Source organism: Acidobacteriota bacterium (assembly GCA_016196035.1).
Taxonomy (GTDB): Bacteria; Acidobacteriota; Blastocatellia; order RBC074; family RBC074; genus JACPYM01.
The window spans coordinates 1-19988 of record JACPYM010000137.1 but is presented as its reverse complement, the minus strand read 5'-3'; the positions used below and the strand labels follow the sequence as shown (position 1 = coordinate 19988).

At 59.1% G+C, this 19988-nt stretch carries 10 protein-coding genes; 3 read left to right on the top strand and 7 right to left on the bottom strand.

Translation table 11 applies throughout. The features are described 5' to 3' along the window. Positions 1-146 precede the first annotated feature (146 nt). The gene (locus HY011_36420) at positions 147-3002 is read right to left on the bottom strand and encodes a TonB-dependent receptor (GenBank protein MBI3428438.1); all 2856 of its coding nucleotides are present in this window, start codon (positions 3000-3002) and stop codon (positions 147-149) included. Positions 3003-3223: 221 nt separating this feature from the next. Further along, on the bottom strand, positions 3224-3634 hold the full coding sequence (locus HY011_36415; protein MBI3428437.1) for a hypothetical protein: 411 nt from the start codon (positions 3632-3634) through the stop codon (positions 3224-3226). Between the two features lie 476 nt (positions 3635-4110). Here HY011_36415 and HY011_36410 point away from each other — a divergent pair, with 476 nt between their 5' ends. After that, positions 4111-6447 (top strand): VWA domain-containing protein, encoded by a 2337-nt coding sequence (locus tag HY011_36410; GenBank protein ID MBI3428436.1) that lies wholly within the window; start codon positions 4111-4113, stop codon positions 6445-6447. A gap of 215 nt (positions 6448-6662) precedes the next feature. Here the strand turns inward: HY011_36410 and HY011_36405 are convergent, their stop codons facing one another. The 3 genes from HY011_36405 to HY011_36395 are packed head-to-tail and all read right to left on the bottom strand — an operon-like array spanning position 6663 to position 9466. Then, positions 6663-7508: a DUF350 domain-containing protein gene (locus HY011_36405; GenBank protein ID MBI3428435.1), complete on the bottom strand. Its 846-nt coding sequence runs from the start codon at positions 7506-7508 to the stop codon at positions 6663-6665. A 30-nt stretch (positions 7509-7538) separates the two neighbouring features. Next, positions 7539-7868 carry a DMT family protein gene (locus HY011_36400; GenBank protein ID MBI3428434.1) on the bottom strand — a complete coding sequence of 110 codons (330 nt, stop codon included), beginning with the start codon at positions 7866-7868 and terminating at the stop codon, positions 7539-7541. Further along, entirely contained in the window at positions 7865-9466 is a 1602-nt protein-coding gene (locus HY011_36395; protein MBI3428433.1) for an NAD(P)/FAD-dependent oxidoreductase, read from the bottom strand. The genes HY011_36400 and HY011_36395 overlap by 4 nt, the downstream gene beginning before the upstream one ends. A gap of 275 nt (positions 9467-9741) precedes the next feature. Here HY011_36395 and HY011_36390 point away from each other — a divergent pair, with 275 nt between their 5' ends. Further along, entirely contained in the window at positions 9742-12183 is a 2442-nt protein-coding gene (locus tag HY011_36390) for a glycoside hydrolase family 95 protein (GenBank protein MBI3428432.1), read from the top strand. A gap of 77 nt (positions 12184-12260) precedes the next feature. On the opposite strand, the gene HY011_36385 is transcribed toward HY011_36390, so the two are convergent. After that, the gene (locus HY011_36385) at positions 12261-14930 is read right to left on the bottom strand and encodes a protein kinase (protein MBI3428431.1); all 2670 of its coding nucleotides are present in this window, start codon (positions 14928-14930) and stop codon (positions 12261-12263) included. A gap of 159 nt (positions 14931-15089) precedes the next feature. After that, on the bottom strand, positions 15090-15656 hold the full coding sequence (locus HY011_36380) for a sigma-70 family RNA polymerase sigma factor (GenBank protein MBI3428430.1): 567 nt from the start codon (positions 15654-15656) through the stop codon (positions 15090-15092). A 284-nt stretch (positions 15657-15940) separates the two neighbouring features. On the opposite strand from HY011_36380, the gene HY011_36375 reads away from it, so the two are divergent. Next, positions 15941-19558 carry a hypothetical protein gene (locus tag HY011_36375; protein MBI3428429.1) on the top strand — a complete coding sequence of 1206 codons (3618 nt, stop codon included), beginning with the start codon at positions 15941-15943 and terminating at the stop codon, positions 19556-19558. The last annotated feature ends 430 nt before the right edge of the window (positions 19559-19988 follow it).

The window sequence follows — 19988 nt, the reverse complement described above, 5'->3', positions numbered from 1 at the left end:
CCCACGTCAACTGACTCCCGTAAACGCAACTGCAAACCGCTCTAGTACTCCATCAAGCTGAAAATGAGGGATGTAGGGCGGGATTTAATCCCGCCCTACATCCCGGATGCGCTCTCAGCATCCATCACTTACAGCTTGATGGAGTACTAGAACGAAAGCCGCAGTCCGAACTGAATCTGGCGCGGATCAGCCGCGCTGGTCGGCTGCCCGAACGTCGCATTCGGCGTGGCGCCCGTCCCAATCGTCCCGTTCGGCAATTGGAAATTGGCGCGGTTGAACAGATTGAAACCTTCCGCGATCACTTCCAGGCCCAACCGCTCGGTGAATTTCAGGCGGCGGCTCAAGCGCAGATCGAACGAGGCGAAATCGAAACCTTTGCCGGTGTTGCGCCCGACGCCCAGCGGGCGGTCGTTCGTGTTCGTGTCGTTGTTACGATCTCCGCCAGTCACGATGTTGAAGGGCAGCGCCGAGCCGTAGCGGAAGATCGGGCTTAACTGAAAGCCCGCGACGACACGTCGCCAGACGCTGTCGCCACCCTTGCCCGGCACGGCCAATGTGCCGCTCACGGCCAACACGTGCCGCTGGTCGTTGTCGCTGCGCCCGCGATCGTCGCGCAGATTGAAATTGTCCTGCGGGGTGAAGAAGAACGCCGTGCCCGTGTTGTCTATGGCTTTCGAGAACGTATACGACAACCGCCCCCCAACCCATTTCTGGAAGCGCCGATTCAGCGAAACCGTCAGCCCGTTGTAATCGGAATTGCCTGAGCTTTCATAGCGGCTGATGTTGCCGAAGTTCGGATTCGGGCGGCCCAGATTCGCCACGCCCTGCGCCGCCGCCTGTGCCGCTGTCAGTGTCGGCACATTCGCGTTGCGCGACAGGATGATGTGCAACGCGCGCGTGTGCAGATAGCCGACCGCCAGTGAGGTATTCGCCGTCAACTCGCGTTCAAGCTGCAAGCTAGCCTGTTGCGTATAGGCGTTCTCAATCTGCGGGTCAATCGTCGTGATGCTGGGCAGAAAGCCGGTTGGAAAGGCCGTCGCGACGTTTGGAAAAACGGGCGCGCCTGCTTGCCCGAACGAGAATTGCGCGACTTTGTATTTCGTGCCGTCGCGTTGCAACGCGTTGGAAGTCGCGCGCAGCGGGAGGCGTTCGTAATATAGCCCGTAGCTGGCGCGGATGACGGTCTTGCGATCACCGGGCGACCAGGCAAGGCCCAGGCGCGGCGCGATGTTGCCGGTGTCGGTCTTGATCGGATCAGGCAGAAACTGTAGGTCATACCGCAGCCCGGCGTTTATCGTCAGCCCCGGACGCACGCGCCATTCATCTTGCGCAAACACGCCGAGGTTTGGATTCGATTGGAACAGGCTCGGCGCGCCAAAGGCTTGTTGAAACGTCGTGTAGCGGCCAGTCTGAAACGTCGCCAGCGATTGAAAGGTATAAACGCCTTGTAGCGCGCCGGGGAAGGTGATGTTGACGCGGTTGTAAAGAACGTCAGCGCCGAATTTGAACGAATGCGCGCCGCGCTGCACGGTGAGGTTGTCCACGAATTCGTATAGATCGAGGTCGCGTCCGGTCGGCGATGAAGTCGAAGTGCCCAGATTCGCCACGCCGGAAATCGTGATGGCTGGGCCAGTCAGATCGTTCGCGGGCGCGGCCAGACGGCTGCGCGTGAATTGGAAGCGCGCCTCGTTGGCCATGTGATCGTTGAGCCAGGCCACTTCGCTGACAGCCAGCGTTTGGTCGCGGTTGGCAAGCGCCGTGCCCCGGCTGACGGCATTCAAGCCGCCGACGCCGCCCGCATTCAAACTCTCGATGTCGTAAAAGCTGTAGCGCGCCGTCAGCAAATTCGCTGCGTTGAGGCGATGATCGCCGCGCAGCAGAAAGTTGGTCGTGTAATAGCCAGTGGGCGCGAGGCCCGTCGAAACGCGCGGCCCGGCGTAGCGGATTTGATCGAGCACGTTGTTAATCGCCGTCACGTTCGCGGGCAGGATCGTCAGCACGACGGCGTTGTGCAAATTGGTCTGCTCGAAATTGCCGAAGAGGAAAGTGCGGTCGCGTTTGAGCGGCCCGCCCACGCTCAAGCCGTATTGCGCCTGGGTCAGCGGGTCTTTCAGCAATTGCCCCGGCTTATTCGGAGCGGGCGTGATGGACAGCGGATTGCGCGCATCGGTGCGTTTGTTGCGCAAAAAGCCATACGCCCGCCCGCGCCAATCATTCGTGCCGGATTGCGTCGCGACGTTGATGATGCCGGCAGAAGCGCGCCCGTATTCGGCAATACCGCCCGACGTGATGACCTGAAATTCGCTGATGACCTCCTGGCTGAAAAACGTGCCGGGCAAATCGGCGGCATCATCGTTGGCGGAGAGGCCATCAATCACGAAACCGTTATTGATGTTGCGTTGCCCGGCGATGTTGAGCTGCGTGCCGGGCACGGCGGAGGTTTCGGCAAAACGCTGATTGGCGACCGGATTGGCGCGCGTGACGCCGGGGGTGAGCGCCGCCAGATCAAGGTAATTGCGGCCATTGAGCGGCAGGTTATCAATCTCAGCGGGCCGCACCGTTTCGGCCAATTGCGTGCGCACGGTTTCGACGATGGGCGGTTCGGTTCTGACTTCGACCTTGGCCGTCACCCCGGCGACCGCAAGTCTGAGCGGCAAATCCAGCGTTTGCCCGACCGTCAGCGTCAATTGTTGGGTGAACGGCGCGAACCCCTTGCTCTCGACTTTGATCTCATAACGCCCGACCGGCAGATAGAGAAAGCGAAAGCGCCCCTGCGCATCGCTGGCGGCAGTCGTGGTTTGGTTTTGATCGAGCTTGACCGCCACGACGGTCGCGCCGCCGAGGGCCGCGCCATTGGCGTCTTCGACCCGGCCACTGAGCGTGGCGGAGGTGATGGATTGCTGCGCCTGGCTCAGGCCGCACCAACAGTTCAGCAGGCAAAAGACAAGGAGCGAGCGAGCACCGGCTCGCCATTGCAAACGACGGTAATTGATTTGGTTCATGGTTTCTCCACGGTAGCTGCAACTGACAGGCAGGCGCGGGCCTGGGGCGAACCGGGCGGCGCGGGTGCTGTCAATAGACTGAATCAGGATTTGCAATCGCGCAGGCATGACACGTCAGCCACGAACTCACGCAATGGTGGCAAAGCGTAAAGACCATGGACTGGCGCCGCTGCCCACACAGGCAGCGCAGGGTTGCGCGTCATTGCAATTGAGGCGGATTGTCAGACTGAACCATGAACCGGCGGCGCGCGTGGCGCGCGGTCACAAGTGAGCAGGCGGGTTTGGATGGTAGGCGCGTCGCTTTCAGGCAACGGCGTGAGGCCGCCAGTCAAAAGCTGCAAGAGCGGCGAGCCTGGACGCGCGGCGGAAAACTTAATGGAGACGGGCGCGACGCTGGCACAGCGTTCGACGCAATCACGGCTGCTGCGGCTGATTTGCGTTTCGGAACTTGGGGCCGCGTGGTGCGGATGAGTGCAATAACAAACCCCGGCGTCTTCGCAACAGATCATCCCGCACGTGACCGGCTCCGGCATGACCAGCGCCAGCGGCACGGCGCCCCAGCCGCTGACCAGCATCAGCAATAAGAATAAAGCGCGCACACGCGACAGGATGTTTGGGTTGAAACGCAGCATAAGAAACTCGATGCGGCGTATTATGCGCACTCGCATTGATTCTGCAAATCCGCAGGCACATTGGAAGCGAGGGCACCAGGGCTTTTGCAAAGTCCTCAAAACATCCGCCCAAGACCTTTGACCGATTCCTGATTCCCGGTTCCTGATTCCTGACAAACTGAAAATACCGGCTGATTTTCCATTTGTCGGGAATCAGGAACCGGGAATCAGGAATCGGTCGAACCATTCGCGCGCTCTCGCTAGCGACTTTGCAAAAGCCCTGGAGAGATCGCAACTTGGATACGCAGCGCTTCCAGCGTGCAGGCTTGGCGGCAGACCGACTGCGGCTAAAAGGAATCCCTTCGGCATTCTGCCGCCCGCTGCCACGCCCGCACGCCGGAAGCGCTGCGTATCCAGACTGCAAGACCACCCGCGGTTGCCGTTCTCACAACAACCCCGATTGGCCCGCTCGGCTTTGATTCTTAATGGAGGCAGTTATGAAAGCATCACGCACATTGGCACAGTGGCTCGGCACGCTGGCTTTACTGTTTTGTGTCGCAACTCTTATTCAAGCCCAAGGCATCATCCTGCCGCGCCCGTGCGACGTGCCGGGGCCGCGTTGCGCGCCGCCCGAATGGCAGCAGCCGTTGCGCGTCCGCAGCATTCACCTCAAAACCAAAATCACCGATCAGGCCGCCGTCACGCACGTCGAACAGGTCTTCGTCAACGAGTCGCCTTACACGTTGGAGGGCACCTATTTCTTCCCGCTGCCCGACGGCGTTTCGATCAGTGAGTTTGCGATGTGGGATGGCGACAAACGGCTCGTCGGCGAATTCCGCGCACGTGAAGAAGCCCGGCGCATTTATGACAACATCGTGCGCACACGCCGCGATCCGGCCTTGCTCGAATATGCGGGCAAGAATCTGTTTCAGGCCAGCGTCTTCCCCATCGGGCCGCACAGCGAAAAGAAAATCGAATTGACCTATAGCCAGGTGCTGACCGGTGACGCGGGCACGGTGGGCTATCGCTATCCGCTCGGCACGGGCTGGCGCGCGAACGGATTCATCAATGATGTGCCGCGCCCGCTGCCAGGGCCGCGTCCCATCCCGCGCCCAATGCCGCCGATTCGCCGTATGCAAGAAGACGGCGAGCAGGATTCAACGCGGATGCCGCAGCCGCGTCCGAACGTTGGTGTCGTTGCGGGCGAAATCGAAATCGTCTCGCGCATCGCGCTCAAAGGCATTTACTCGCCTTCGCACGAGATCGAAGTCAAACGCGACGGCGAACGGCGCGCGCGCATCACGTTCGAGACGCGCGCCACCAGCGGGCAACCCGACCTGCAACTGTTTTATACGTTGTCCGAACAGGAATTCGGCGCGTCGCTGCTGACCTACCGCGAACCGGGCAAGGAGGGCTATTTCATGCTGCTGCTCGCGCCCAAGGCCGAACTGGATGAGAAAGCCGTCGCGGCCAAAGAGGTCGTCTTTGTGCTCGACACGTCGGGTTCGATGGCGGATGACGGGAAGCTGGAAAAGGCGCGGGCAGCGTTGTGCTTCGGCGTCAATGCGCTGAATGCACGCGACCGTTTCAACATCGTCTCTTTCGCGGGCGAAGAGCATTTGCTGAGCGAACGCCTGCTCAACGCCGATGCCAACGGCAAAAAACAGGCGCTCGAATTCATCGAGCGTCTCAAAGCCACCGGCGGCACGAACATCAACGACGCGCTGCTGGCGGCGTTCAAACAATTGCCCGCCAGCGAACGTCCGCAAATGGTTGTGCTGTTGACCGACGGTCAGCCGACCGTGGGCACGACCAGCGCCAGCAAGATCATGAGCAATGCCAAAGAGGCCAATCGCAGCAACGCGCGGCTGTTTACGTTTGGGGTGGGCTACGACATCAACACGCTGCTGTTGGACGGGCTGGCGGGCGAAGGGCGCGGCGCGGTCACTTACATCGAACCTAAGGAAGACATCGAACTCAAGGTGTCGAGCTTTTTCTCGAAAGTGAATTACCCGGTGCTGAGCGATCTGAAACTGGATTGGGGCGGCAGCGAAACCGAATTGCTCTATCCGCGCGCGCTGCCCGATCTCTTCCACGGCGCGCAACAGGTGCTGGTCGGGCGCTATCGGCCCAAGGCGGATTTCAAATTAACGCTGACGGGCAAGGTGGCGGGGCGCGAACGGCGTTTCGTTTACGACGATTTGAAGTTCCCCGAAACCGAGCGCGACCACGAATTCCTGGCGCATCTGTGGGCCATGCGGCGCGTCGGTCATTTGCTCGATCAGATTCGGCTTAACGGCGAGAATAAGGAATTGCGCGATGAGATTGTCGCGTTGGGCACGCGTTACGGCATCGTGACGCCCTATACATCAGCGTTGGTGTTGGAGCCTGGAATGCAAGTCAGTGAGCGTATGCCGATGCCGCCGCCGAGTCCGCGCCGTGCGAATCGCGCAGATGCGGGGAGCGGAGGCCGGGTCATGACCGAGGCTGTGACCATCGCACCTGCCGCTCCGATGGGTGCGACCTCAGGCGAGGCCGCCGTCAAAGCCAGCAAACAAAAGGCTGAGATGGAACGGTCTGAAGTCGTGCTGACGAATCCGTCCGCCAATGACGCCATGCGCCAAGTCGCAGGCAAGACGTTTTATCTGCGCGACGGCGTCTGGACGGACAGCGAATTCAAGGCCGACGCCAAGCTGCCTGAAGTCAGTTTGAAATTCGCCAGCGACGAGTATTTCAAGCTCATCAACCAAACGCCGAAGCTGGCCGATTTCTTCGCGCTGGGCCAGCGCGTCACGGTGGTTTGGCAAGGCAAGGTTTATCGCGTGGTCGAATAGCGCCGCCGCATTGGTTTGCGTGTGCAATGAGACGGTCAGGCTGGGACGGTACCGCGCGCGTCAGCAAGCGGTGTTTGGGCATTTGTGCCAACAGGCTTAACTCGACGCGCCGCTTGCTCACGCGCGCGGTACCGTCCCAGCTTGTGTTTCCGTGTTCAATTTGTGCCACCAGGCCTAACTTGACGCACCGCTTGCTCACGCGCGCGGTACTGTTTTCAAAAAAGCCGCGTGACCACCAGGGCCGCCGCGAAATAACCGACGGCCTCCAACAATCCCGCGCCGACGTTGCCGTCCGTCGCAATCTCGCTGTCGAGCCGCCCGTTGCGCAAGCTGAAGCCGCCGCCCAGAAACAGCATCTGCACGATGATCTGCCGCACCGGATAGAGCACCAGCACCACTAACAACATTTTGCCGAAATCCGTGAAGGCGCTGGCATAGCTGACAAACGTACCCGAGACCGCATACCCCGTCATCATTCCAATGGCGACCACCAAACCCGCGTAACCACAGGCCGCCGCAATGTTGCCCGCGTTAATCAGATCGGCGTCGTCATACGCCGTCAGTTGCCGGAACAGATGCGTCAGCACCAACAAGGCTACGGTTCCCGCTAACCAAAAAACGACTGTGACAGCCAGGTTACCGCCATCGCCGGTCAAGACGCCGGCGACGATTTCGCTGGCGGCCAGGTACATGCCCGCCGCACAAATTCCGGCGGCGACGTTGCCCGCGCGAATCTGTTCGTTCAAGGCGACGCCCGTCCATTTGCTGTATTGCTCAAAAATCAATGCTGTCACGCTCATCGCGACGATACCGCCGACGCCGTAACTGGCGACGCTGGTCACATCGTTCCAAAACGCATGGCTCGGCGCGCTCAACACCGGAATGATGACCTGGATCACGCCGAGCAAAAAGCCGCCCAACGCAATCGCCGCCGCCCGGTTGTCGCGGTCAATCAGGGCTTCGGTCATGGATTCGCCCAGCAGCAGGCGATAGACCACGCGCGCCACAATCAACAACACGATCACCGCCAAAACTACGAACCCAATCGTTGCAGCATCCATCTCAGTTCCCCCTGTTGGTACCATTTGTTGTTACCATTCTTTGAAAACAAAAAAGACCGCGCCCAGAATCATGGCGAAGCCGACGAGGTAGTTCCATTTGAGCGGCTCTTTCAAATACAACACCGAGAACACACAAAAGACCGTCAGCGTGATGACTTCCTGCATCATCTTCAATTGCGCCGCCGTGAATTGCCCATAGCCGAAGCGGTTGCCAGGCACTTGCAAGCCGTACTCCGGCAAAGCAATCAGCCAACTGATGAGGATCGCCTTCCACAACGCCATCCCCCTGAACCGCAGATGACCGTACCAAGCGAACGTCATAAAGACGTTGGAAGCAAGCAGCAAAAGAATCGTCTTCATTTCAGGTCTTTCAAAATCTCACGCGCCGCGTTGAAACCCGGCGCACCCATCACGCCGCCGCCCGGATGCGTGCCAGCGCCGCATAAATACAGACCGCGAATCGGTGTGCGATAGTTCGCCCAACCCGCCACCGGACGCAAAAAGAACAACTGATCCAGATTCATGTCGCCGTGGAAGATATTGCCGCCGGTCAGACCGTATTCCTGTTCCATATCGAGCGGCGAGATCACCTGCCGGTGCAAAATGATGTCTTTGATGTTCGGCGCGTATTCGGCAAAGGCATCCAGACAGCGGTCGGCGAATGCGTCTTTCAACGCCTGCGTCCACTCGCCCTCTTTCAATTTGTACGGCGCGTATTGCGCAAAGATGTTCATCACGTGCCGGCCCGGCGGCGCCAGCGAATCGTCATAGACCGACGGGATCGTGCATTCCAGCATCGGGCGCGTCGAGAGCCGACCTTGCAAAGCGTCTTCCCAAGCGCGGTCTACGTAATCCATCGTCGGACAAACGTGCATCGTCGTGCGATGCGGCAGATTGACCTCTTTGTCAGACTTATTCGGGAAGGCCGTGAAGTTGGGCAAACCGTCGAGCGCCAGATTGATTTTCACCACCGAGCCTTCGCAGCGAAAATGCTCGATGCTCTGGCGGAAATCGTCTTCGAGATGCTTCGCTTCCACCATCTGCAAAAAGGTGCGTTTCGGCTCGGCGTTCGACACCACGACTTTGGCGGTGAACTCTTCGCCATTCGCCAGCACCGCGCCGTAGGCTTTGCCGTCCTTGATCAGAATCCGTTCAACGCCCGCATTGGTGCGAATCACCGCGCCTTTGGCTTGGGCCGATTGCGCCAACGCCAGACTGATCGCGCCCATCCCGCCGCGCACAAAACCCCACAGGCCGCGCGCACCCGCCGCCCCGCCCATCACGTGATGCAACAGGATGTAAGCCGTCCCCGGCGTCGAAGGCCCGCCATTCGTGCCGATCACGCCATCAGTCGCCAGCGTTGTCTTGATCTCTTCGGACTCGAAGCGTTCTTGCAAAAATTCTTTGGCGCTCTGGGTCATCACTTTGACCATGCGCACCAATCCGGCATCACCCAGCTTCAAAGTGTTCAACCCCAGCTTGCCCATTTGCAGCAAATCGCCCAACTTGCGCCGCACGATGTTCGGCGGCGTTTCGAGCAACAACGATTCGACCCACTCGGCCAACTGCGCCAACTCTTCCTCATATTGCGGATAGACCTCGGCATCGTGTTTGGAAAACTTGGCAATTTCGGCGACCGTCTTGGCCATGCTTTGATAAAAGAAGATGTGCCGCCCATCGGGATAGGCCGTAAAAAACGACGGGTCTTTGGGGTAGATGTGATAGCCGTATTTCGCCAACTCCAGATCGTTGATGATGCGCGGTTGCAGCAGCGAACACAGATAGGACAGTGTCGAGACCTTAAAGCCCGGCCAGGGTTCTTCGGTCACGCTTGCGCCGCCGACAACCGCGCGCTGTTCGAGCATGGTGACGCGCAACCCAGCGCGCGCCAGGTAACCCGCCGTGACCAAACCGTTATGGCCGCCGCCAATGATCAGAACATCCGCTTGATTGCTCATTCGTGAATCTCTTTGTGTGGTTGGAAATGCGGCATCCATTATCCATGTGGGGTGGGGGCAGTAAAGGCAGCCCTGGGTACGCACCGCTGCCAGCGTGCAGGTGTGGCGTAAGACTAACTGAGGCTGAAAGGAAACCCCTTCGGCCTTATTCCGTCTAGTGCCAAGCCCGCACGCTGGCAGCGGTGCGTACCCAGGGCTGGCGCGCTATTCGTTCTCCGCCAATTCGGTTAGCATATCGCCCGTTCACGCTCAAAAATCCATCACACAGGAACTCTATGAAACATCGCCACCTTTCACGCCGCACTACGCTCAAGCTGCTCGGCCTCGGCGCGGCCTCCACGGCATTGGCTGAATTCGTCCCGGCCAATACGCCTGTGCCGCCCAATTCCCCCAACCTGCTCTGGTACCGCCAACCCGCTCTGCAATGGGTCGAAGCCTTGCCGCTCGGCAATGGCCGTTTGGGCGCGATGGTCTTTGGTGGCGCGCCAGTCGAGCGCATTCAACTCAATGAAGACAGCGTCTGGGCGGGCGAAAAGCGCGACCGCAACAATCCCGCCGCCAACCAAAATCTGGCCGAAGTGCGCCGCCTGCTTTTTGCCGGGCAATTGCGCGAAGCCGAGCAACTGGCCGAACGCACGCTCATCGCCGTGCCCAAACGTATGCCGCCCTATCAAACGCTGGGCGATCTGACCTTGCGGTTTAGCGGGCAAGAGCAGTTCAGCGATTACCGGCGCGAACTCGATTTGGACAGCGGCAGCGCGCGCATCACTTACGCGAGCGGCGGCGCGCATTTCACCCGCGAGGTTTTCAGCACGGCGGTAGATCAAGTCATCGTCGTGCGGCTGACCTGCGATCAACCCAAACGACTTTCATTCAAGGCCACACTCACGCGCGAAAGCGACAGCCGCACGCGCACCGTCGCGCCCAATCGCGTCGTGCCCGGCCAGGTGATATTGGAAGGCGAGGCCATCGTGCGTGACGAACGCCATCAAGGGGAGCGCCCCGTCGGCGTCAAGTATTGCGCCGTGCTGCACGTGCAAGCCACCGGCGGACGCACGCGCGTCGAAGATACTGAAGTCATCGTCGAGAATGCCGACGCCGTGACGCTGTTGCTAGCCGCCGCGACCAATTACCGCCACGCCGACCCGCTGGCGCGTTGTGAGAAAGATTTGGCCGCCGCGCAAAAGCCTTTCGCACAATTGCGCGCCGCGCACATCCGCGACCATCAACGTTTGTTCCGCCGTATGGAATTCACGCTGGATGCGCCTGTGCCGGATTTGCCGACGGACGCCCTTCCTACGGATGAAAGACTAGCGCGTGTGCAGGCGGGCCAGACCGACTTGGCGCTGGTTGCGTTGTACTTTCAATTTGGCCGCTACCTACTGATGGCGAGCAGCCGCCCCGGCACGCTGCCCGCCACGTTGCAGGGCATCTGGAACGAGCAACTCGCGCCGTCGTGGGACAGCAAATATACGATCAACATCAACACCGAAATGAATTACTGGCCCGCCGAAGTCTGCAATCTTTCCGAATTGCACGAGCCGCTGTTCGATCTGTTGGACAAGGCGCGCGAAGACGGGCGGCGCGTGGCGCACGAACTCTATGGCGCGCGCGGCTTCGTGTTGCATCACAACACCGACGGTTGGGGCCACGCGGTGCCGATTGATGGCGTAGGGTCGGGCCTCTGGCCGATGGGCGCGGCGTGGTTGAGTTTGCATCTGTGGGAGCATTACGCCTTCACGCTCGACCGCGCCTTCTTACAACGCCGCGCATATCCGGTGCTGAAAGAGGCGGCGGAATTCCTGCTGGATTATCTGGTTGATGATGGCAAAGGCCATCTGATCACCGGGCCTTCGATCTCGCCGGAGAACCGCTATCAATTGCCCAACGGTGCGATTGGCAAGTTGTGTATGGGGCCGACGATGGATACAGAAATCACGCACGCCCTCTTCAGCCGTGTCATCGAAGCCAGCGAAGTGCTGGGCATTGATGCCGAGTTTCGTCAGCGCGTCGCCGCCACGCGCGCCAAATTGCCGCCGCTGCAAATCGGCAAACACGGCCAGTTGCAGGAATGGCTGGCTGATTATGACGAACCCGATCCCGGCCATCGCCACATCTCACAACTTTTCGCATTGCATCCCGGCAATCAGATCACGCTGCGTGGCACGCCCGAACTCGCCAAAGCGGCGCGCACCACGCTCGAACGCCGTTTGCAGGCGGGCAGCGGCCATACGGGTTGGAGCCGCGCCTGGATCATCAATTTCTGGGCGCGGCTGGAAGAAGGCGATACGGCTTATGAAAACATCGTGGCGTTGCTGGCGAAATCCACGCACCCGAACCTCTTCGACAATCATCCGCCCTTTCAGATTGACGGCAATTTTGGCGGTACCGCAGGGATGGCCGAGATGCTGTTGCAAAGCCACGCGGGCGAATTGCACCTCTTCCCCGCCCTGCCCAAAGCCTGGCCGACAGGTTCGCTCAAAGGCTTGCGCGCGCGCGGCGCCATCGGTGTGGATTTGCAGTGGGCGGCAGGTAAAGCAACGCTGGCGGTATTGCGGCCAGACGTGCCGGGCGAATACAAAGTGCGCTTGCCGCGTGGACAGCAGCTTGTGGCTGTAACTGAAAGCGGCCAGCGTTTAACCAATGTCGCGACACTTGCTGGATTGGTCAGGTTGAAGCTGAAGGCCGGGAAAGAATATCGCTTACGTTTTCGTTGATGAGTGCTGAGAAGAATGCGATGTAACGTCCGTCCGCCGAAGCTTAGCGCGCAGACTTTCCGGACTCTTTGTCCGCGTCAGCCAGAAAAATTCATCCGCTGCAACAACTCTGCGAAGCGCGGATCAGCGCGAAGGCTATCAAAGATGGGATAAACCTTGAGCAGGACTAAGCCCCAGTCCCTGTGTTCATACGCCTTGTCGAGCCATTCGAACGCTTTGTCTTTATCGCCGAGGGCTGCATACGCTGCGGCGATGTGCGTCGCTGGGTAGTATTTGTGCTTTATGTTCAGCGTGATTTCCGCCAATAACTTTTGCGCGTCCAGGCGTCTTCCCGCTCCTGCGTATATGCGTGCTAGCGAAGCGAGGTCATAGCCATCAGCCGCCAAAGTGATCGCCTTCTGGTTTTCGGCTATGGCTTGGTCATAAAGGCCACTTGCTTCGTAAGCACCTGCGAGGAAGCTATGCGCCGGGGCGAAGTCCGGGTACAGTTCGGTCGCTTTGCGATATTCTTCGACCGCCCGGTCATATTGGCGCGCTTCGAGATAGGAAAAGCCTAGCTCTGCCGTGATGATGGGCGAAAGCGGATCGAGTCTGAGCGCGCGCTCCCGCTCACTTAAAGCCTCCCAGGGGCGGCCCATATTTCCCAGATACTCACCATACCATTGATGAGCCGTGGCGTAGTTGGGATTGAGTTTGATGGCGCGCTTGAATTCAGCCTCAGCGCCCGGCCAATCCCATTCGTGAAGGAATTTGACGTAAGCCAACGCGGTATGGGCTTCGGCGAGCGTGTCATCCAGCTTGAGCGCCTGCTCCGCCGCCGCCTTGGCCCGTGGACAATACTCTTGCGGCGACAACGGTCCGTGCAAAGCCAAGACCTGATAAGCGTCAGCCAAACCGGCATACGCCAGGGCATATTGAGGATCAAGCCCGCTGGCTTCATCAAAGAAGGCGACCGCTTTGCGGAGTTCAGGTTCGGTTCGCTTGTTCCAGTGGTAGCGGCCTCTGAGATAGGACTGATAGGCCTCGCGGCTCTCAGTCGAACGCTTGGCGAGTTGGCGCGCTTCGTTGGGCGTTAAGTTCGCCCGGAGTTGCGCCGAAAGCTCCCGCACAAGGTCGTCCTGCGTGCTCAGGATGTCCGCCGCATCCCGCTCGTACTGTCTGGCCCAGCGCGAACCATTGCCGCGCACATCAACCAGTTCAACGCGGATTTGCAGGCGATTGTCTTGCAGCGTCACCTGGCCCGCCACCACCGCCTCGACGTGCAGTTGATTGCCAAGCGCGCGCGCATCCTGACTGACGGTCAGCGGGTTACTTGTTTTGGAGCGCGCTGCCGCGCTGCTCGCAAGCACGGTCAATGCCGGTAAGCGCGCGAGGCGGTTGGTCAAATAATCAGCGATTCCGCTGGCTACATACTCTCCATTCGCATCGGAACTAACATGAGCAAACGGCAGTATGGCGATGGAGTTGATCGGCTTGCCAGATTCAGATGACGAGGCAAAGTAGAAGACTGCTGCAACAACTGCGGCAAAGCCAAAGGTGCCGGATGCGAGGCTGCGGAAGTGGCGGCGAATTCCGCCAATGAGGTCTGCGTTCCAGGTTTGAGGCGCTGTCGCGACCTCTCCCTGTAAGCTGCCTGGCTTCTTTGTGGATTGTTCCGGTGCGCCAAGTTGATGCTTGATTTGTTTCAACGCCTCGATCAATTCCGCTGCGGTCTGATAGCGCGCTTGGCAGTCCTTCTGCAAAGCCCGCGTAACCACACGCTCAAGGTCTGGCGGTATCCCTGGTGAAATCGTCGAGACCGCAGCCGGGTCATGTTCGAGGAGCGCCGCAATGACGTGGCTGGTCGTTTCACCGTCAAAGGGCTTGCGGCCCGTCAGCATCTCGTAAAGCACCACGCCGAAGCTGAAAATATCACTGCGTGCGTCTACCGGCAGACCATGCGCCTGTTCAGGCGACATGTATTTCACCGTGCCCAGTACCAAACCGGAGGAGATGTTTGCGTCCCCGGACTTTGGCGCGGCAGTATGCGCCCGCGTCACAGGCTCGTGCTGTTCGGTGAGCTTGGCGAGGCCGAAGTCCAGGACTTTGAGGTAACCGTCGCGGCGCACCATGATGTTTTCCGGCTTGATGTCACGATGGACGATGCCGGCAGCGTGCGCGGCGCTGAGCGCGCTGCCGATTTGGAGGGCGAGTTCGAGTGTTTCAACCAGGGTGAGCGGCGCGCGCTTCAGCCGCTGCCGCAACGTTTCGCCTTCGACAAACTCGGTTGCAATGAACTGCTGCTCGTTTACCTTGCCGAGTTCATAAATCGTCAGGATGTTGGGATGATTCAGCGCCGAGGCCGCTTGCGCTTCCTGCTGAAAGCGGCGCAGGCGGTCGGGGTGGCTGGTGTAAGCCGCAGGCAAGAACTTGAGCGCGACACGGCGCTTGAGCCGCGTGTCGGTGGCGAGGTAAACCTCCCCCATGCCGCCCCTGCCAATCAGCCCGACGATCTCGTAATGGCCGATGGCCTGGCCTTCTGCTAGTTCAGGCTCACCCGTTGCCAGCAAACCGGCTGCTACCTGTAGCACAGACTCCTCAACGAGGTTCAACCCTTGCTCGTCCGCCGCCATGAGCGAGTCAACTTCGCGGCGCAGTTGCTCGTCGCCAGCGCAGGCGCTCTCGACGAAAACCGCGCGTTCTTCTGCCTTCAACTCAATGGCAGTCTGGAAGATTTCGTCAACTCGTTGCCAACGTTCAGGAGTCATGACTCACGCCCTCGCGGATACGCTACGTTCCTATCCCCCTAGATCGGTTTTCATTTGCGTGTACGGTAGGCGCGCTGCGCCGGGACAGTACCGCGGCGCGGCTTTTTGCCATACACCGAAGTGCAAACCGATCTAAGCGAGAATTTCAAAGGAAATGCATCATGTCTTATTCATTTCACGCCGCAGCCAGGCCTTGGCTGCGCGCCACTCGCGGGTCACGGTGATCGGCGCGAGCTTCAACACCTCGGCAGTTTCCGCGATGCTCAGGCCGCCAAAGAAACGTAATTCGATGATCTGGCTCTTGCGGGGATCGAGCGTCGCCAGCGTTTGCAGCGCGTCGTCGAGCGCCACCAACTCCTCGGCGCGCTGGTCATTCACGATCAGCACCTCATCGAGCGGAACTTTGTGCGCCCCGCCGCCGCGTTTCGCATAACAATACCGGCGCGCATGATCAATCAGAACGTGGCGCATTACCTGGGCCGCGACGCCGAAAAAGTGCGCCCGATTCTGCCACGGCATGTTCGGCTGATCGAGCAAACGAATGTAGGCCTCGTTGATGAGCGCCGAGGTTTGCAGGGTGTGACCGGAATTCTCGCGCGCCAGGTAATGCCGCGCCAGCCGCCGCAACTCAGCGTCCACGAGCGGAATCAACTCGGCCAACGCAGCCTGGTCGCCGTTGTTCCAATTGAGCAAGAGTTGTGTGATCTCGTCTGGTAAAGCTGCCATGTCGGTCAGAGTGGCAGGCGCTGTTGCCGCCGCCGCGTTTCCAAGCTCGTTTCAGGGGATGCTCTTTAACAGAATTGCCGGCGTTCGACAAAAAAATTCGCGCGAATGATGCAATTCGGCGGAAATTCTCGCTTAAGGGGGGTGAATCAGGGAAACAGCGAGAGCGGCGGCAGAGCCAGCTTGCCGGTTCGAGCCGTTCTCGTCCGCTCAACACTCTTCGATAGGGAGAATTTCCAATGCCTAGACCAAGAATTCTATGGGCTGTCTCGTTGGCAGCTTTCATCGTGTCCATCGTCGCCATGACACCGCGACAGAGCGCAACGGCCGGAAGTGCATCGTGCGCGGTGGCCACCTATGACGCCGTTGGTGGTTTTTCAACTACTTCGAATCCCAACGGCTCCTGGTCATATGGTTGGGAAGCGACGCTTGGGGGGGCGTTCACGCTCAACGCAGCAGAAAGAACCGTTTACCAGGGTCTCGACACCTGGGAAGGTCCTGATGGTCCTACCGGCGATTTCAACTTCCCGCTCGTGAGCTTCAACCACACGGGAATAACCCTCAACTATGCAAGTGGTGTTTCTCAGCCTGCAAATATGTTGAATCTGCATCCAAGTTATTCAGGCAAGTTAAGCGTCCTTCGCTGGACTGCGCCATCAAATGGATGGTTCAATGCCGTTGGTTTATTTCAGGGGCTTGACACGCGGAACACTACTTCAGACGTACATATCCGGCAGAATTCAACCACTGCGTTGTTTGATGGGAATATCAACGGATTCGGCAATCAGGCGCCGTTTAACCTCACGCGCTATCTCACTGCAGGTGAAACACTCGATTTCGTCGTCGGCATTGGCTCCAATGGCAATTATAACGCCGACAGTACGGGCTTGGCGGTCACTATCACAGCGGGACCTGTTGTCAATATCGCAGACGGAGACGTAGCTGGACTGATCGCTGCCATCAACACCGCCAATACGAATGGGTGCCCGACGACGATCAATCTGGCGCCGAACGGGACCTACACTTTGACTGCCGTCGCCGATTACGGTTTGGGGGAATCTGGTGCTCCCGGACCGGCCGGCCTGCCGTACATCAGAAGCCAACTCACGATCAACGGCAATGGCTCAACAATTCAACGCAGTAATGGCGCAGGCACACCCGACTTTGTGATTGTTGCAGTCTCCAGTTCGAACTCAGGTTACCATCACGCCTACAACGCAAATCTCACGCTGAACGGAATGACCCTCACGGGTGCCACCCTGGGAGCCTTGGGCATCACGCACGGCGCTGCGGTTATTCAAAATAGCACCATCACACAAAACGGAGGCGGGGGTATTAACAACTTCTGTGGAAAGCTGACCCTGCTAAATAGCACGGTCAGCTATAACACAACGGGCAGGGTCGGGGGCGGCATCTTGCTAAGCAGTCCTTGCTCTGATGACGTTGCCCAGGCGTACATTGCCTTCAGCACCATTTTCGAGAACCAAAATGCCCAAGGTATAAATGCCGCAGGTCAGCCTTATGGCCCAGGTTACGCCATCGGAGTGGAATCCGGAATTCCTGGCGACGTTATTGTGAAGAACAGCATCCTGGCCAGCCCGACACGAGCCTTCGGCCCTACCTCAGCCTGTTATGCCGTCACACCCATATCGGGTGGTCATAATATAGCGGGCGACAGCAGTTGCGGGCTCACTGGCCCGGGCGACATGGTTATTGCCAATCCATTGCTTGGCCCGCTCACGAATAATGGCGGACCAACGCCGACGCACATGCCGCTCTGCAACAGCCCGGCAATCAACGCAGTGCCGGTTGCCGATAGCACGGACGTTACCGGCGTTCCGGTCACAACCGATCAGCGCGGTGTCAACCGGCCACTGGGTGCGGCCTCCGACATCGGTGCGGTCGAGGTTGGAGCAACGGCGACAGTGCCAATACTGAGCACCACAGGCCCGTGGCTACAAGGCCTGAATCCCACCTTTGATTACGGCACGCACGACAATACTCCGCCCGTCGTGATTGACGCTGCGAACGGCGCAGACTTTACGCCGGGCAGTACGCTCACGATTACCTATCTCAGTGGCACGGTGCAGGCTGGGGCAGGTTATCCGTTTAACGATGCGAACGGCTTGCCGGGCTACGTGAGGAATAACTGTGAGAATTTCGGTTGCTTCCCCGCTTTCTTTATGAATCCCAGACCTGACTTGTTGGCGCTGGCGCTGGTCGGCGCCTTTACCAATAACGGAGTGATTGTGGGCTATCCGTTTCCCATCGGGAACGGGCCAAAGACACTCACCGTTCCAACCGGCGCCAATCAATTGTCGCTTGGCATCAATGACACTCGTTTCAGTGATAACAGCGGTTTCTTCACTGTCGCAGTTAGTTTCGGCAGCAATGCGCCCGTGATTACGAGCCAACCGGTCAGCTTGACCAAGTGCGAAACCCAAGCAGCGACGTTCGCGGTGGCGGCGACTGGCAATGGGTTGACTTATCAATGGCGCAAAAATGGAACGGCCATCTCCGGCGCAACCAGTAGCACTTTCAACCTTGCCTCAGTCGTGGCAGGCGACGCCGGCTCTTACGACGTGGTAGTGACCGGCGCTTGTGGCAGTGCTACTTCCAATGCCGCCACCTTAGCGGTCAATACTGCGCCGCTGATTACGAATCAACCGGCGAGTCTGACGAAATGTGAGGGTCAATCGGCCACCTTCTCCGTCATCGCTACTGGCACAGGGCTGAGCTATCAGTGGCGCAAGAATGGCGGCAACATTCCTGGCGCGACCAACAACAGCTTCACCATTGCGGCGGTGAGCAGCAACGACGCTGGCTCTTACGATGTAGTGGTCAGCGGTACGTGCAACAGTCTGGCCTCAAGGATTGCAACCTTGACCGTCAATGCGTCCACGAAAATTACTAGCCCACCGGCGAACTTAACCAAGTACGAAGGCCAACCGGCCACTTTCTCGGTAACCGCCACCGGCACTGCTTTGTCCTATCAATGGCGCAAAGGTGGCGTGGCCATCAGCGGAGCAACCAATAGCAGCTTCACTATTGCTGCGGTCAACTCAAGCGACGCTGGTGCTTACGATGTCATCGTCACTGGCGCGTGCGGCGGCCTGAACTCTATCGCTGCGATCCTCACTGTGCTCAACGTTGCGCCCACAGTCGGGGCGATCACTGCGCCCCTAGACCCGATCCCGGTCAACACCACGCTCAATCCCAGCGCGAGCTTCACCGATCCGGGCACGCGCGATACGCACACAGCGGTTTGGAATTGGGATGATCCTAGCAACCCAAGCTCAGCGGGCACGGTGACGGAGTCGAATGGCTCTGGCTCGGTCAGCGGAAGCCACAGCTTCACTGCCGCGGGCGTCTATGAAATCAAGCTGACGGTGACGGACGATGATGGCGGCGTGGGCCAGGCGATCTTCCAATACGTCGTCGTTTATGACCCGAACGGCGGCTTTGTCACGGGCGGCGGTTGGATTGACTCGCCCGCCGGGGCCTACGGGCCTGACCCAACTTTGACTGGGCGGGCAAACTTCGGCTTCGTCTCCAAGTACGAGCGAGGGGCCAACGTCCCGACCGGCAACACCGAGTTCCAATTCAAAGCCGGCAACTTCAATTTCCAGAGCACAGTCTACGAGTGGCTGGTGGTGGCCGGGGCTAAAGCGCAATACAAAGGCTCTGGGAAGGTCAACGGCGCGGGCGACTATAGGTTCATGCTGACCGCCATTGACGGGCAGATCAACGGCGGCGGCGGCGTGGATAAGTTCCGCATCAAGATTTGGGACAATGCCAGCGGTGGAGTCATCTACGACAACAAACGGGGCGACTCGGATGAGCTTGACAGTGCCAACCCGCAGGCGCTTGGGGGCGGCAGCATTGTCATTCACAAAGATAAGTAGCCCACTTGAAATTTCAGGGCGCGGCACGTTGGGAGTGGCTTTACACGGGCGGCGGGCTAGGCCACGCTGGCGATGTTGCGGCCTGATTTTGCGGGCGAATACAAAGTGCGCTTCGGACAGCAGTTCGATTCAGTCAGCGAAAATGGTAGGCATTTGGCTGGAATCAAACCGGCTGAGGATTAACCACCTTGAAGCTGCTAACGGGAAAGGAATATCGGCTCAGCTTTCGTTAAACCCGGTAGCTGTACTTTTCTGATAGCAAAACGAGATGACGGAACAGCCGGAAATAACGGAACATCTCTAAAGACGGTTTCGGGGTCAAGCGGAAAATGAGCAGGCTGCGCCCCGCCCGGCGCGGCGCGACGATTTTTTTGATTCGCGTGATGTGACAAGTCAGCGTAGTTCATGGGTTAAAGGCAGTGCTTGGTTT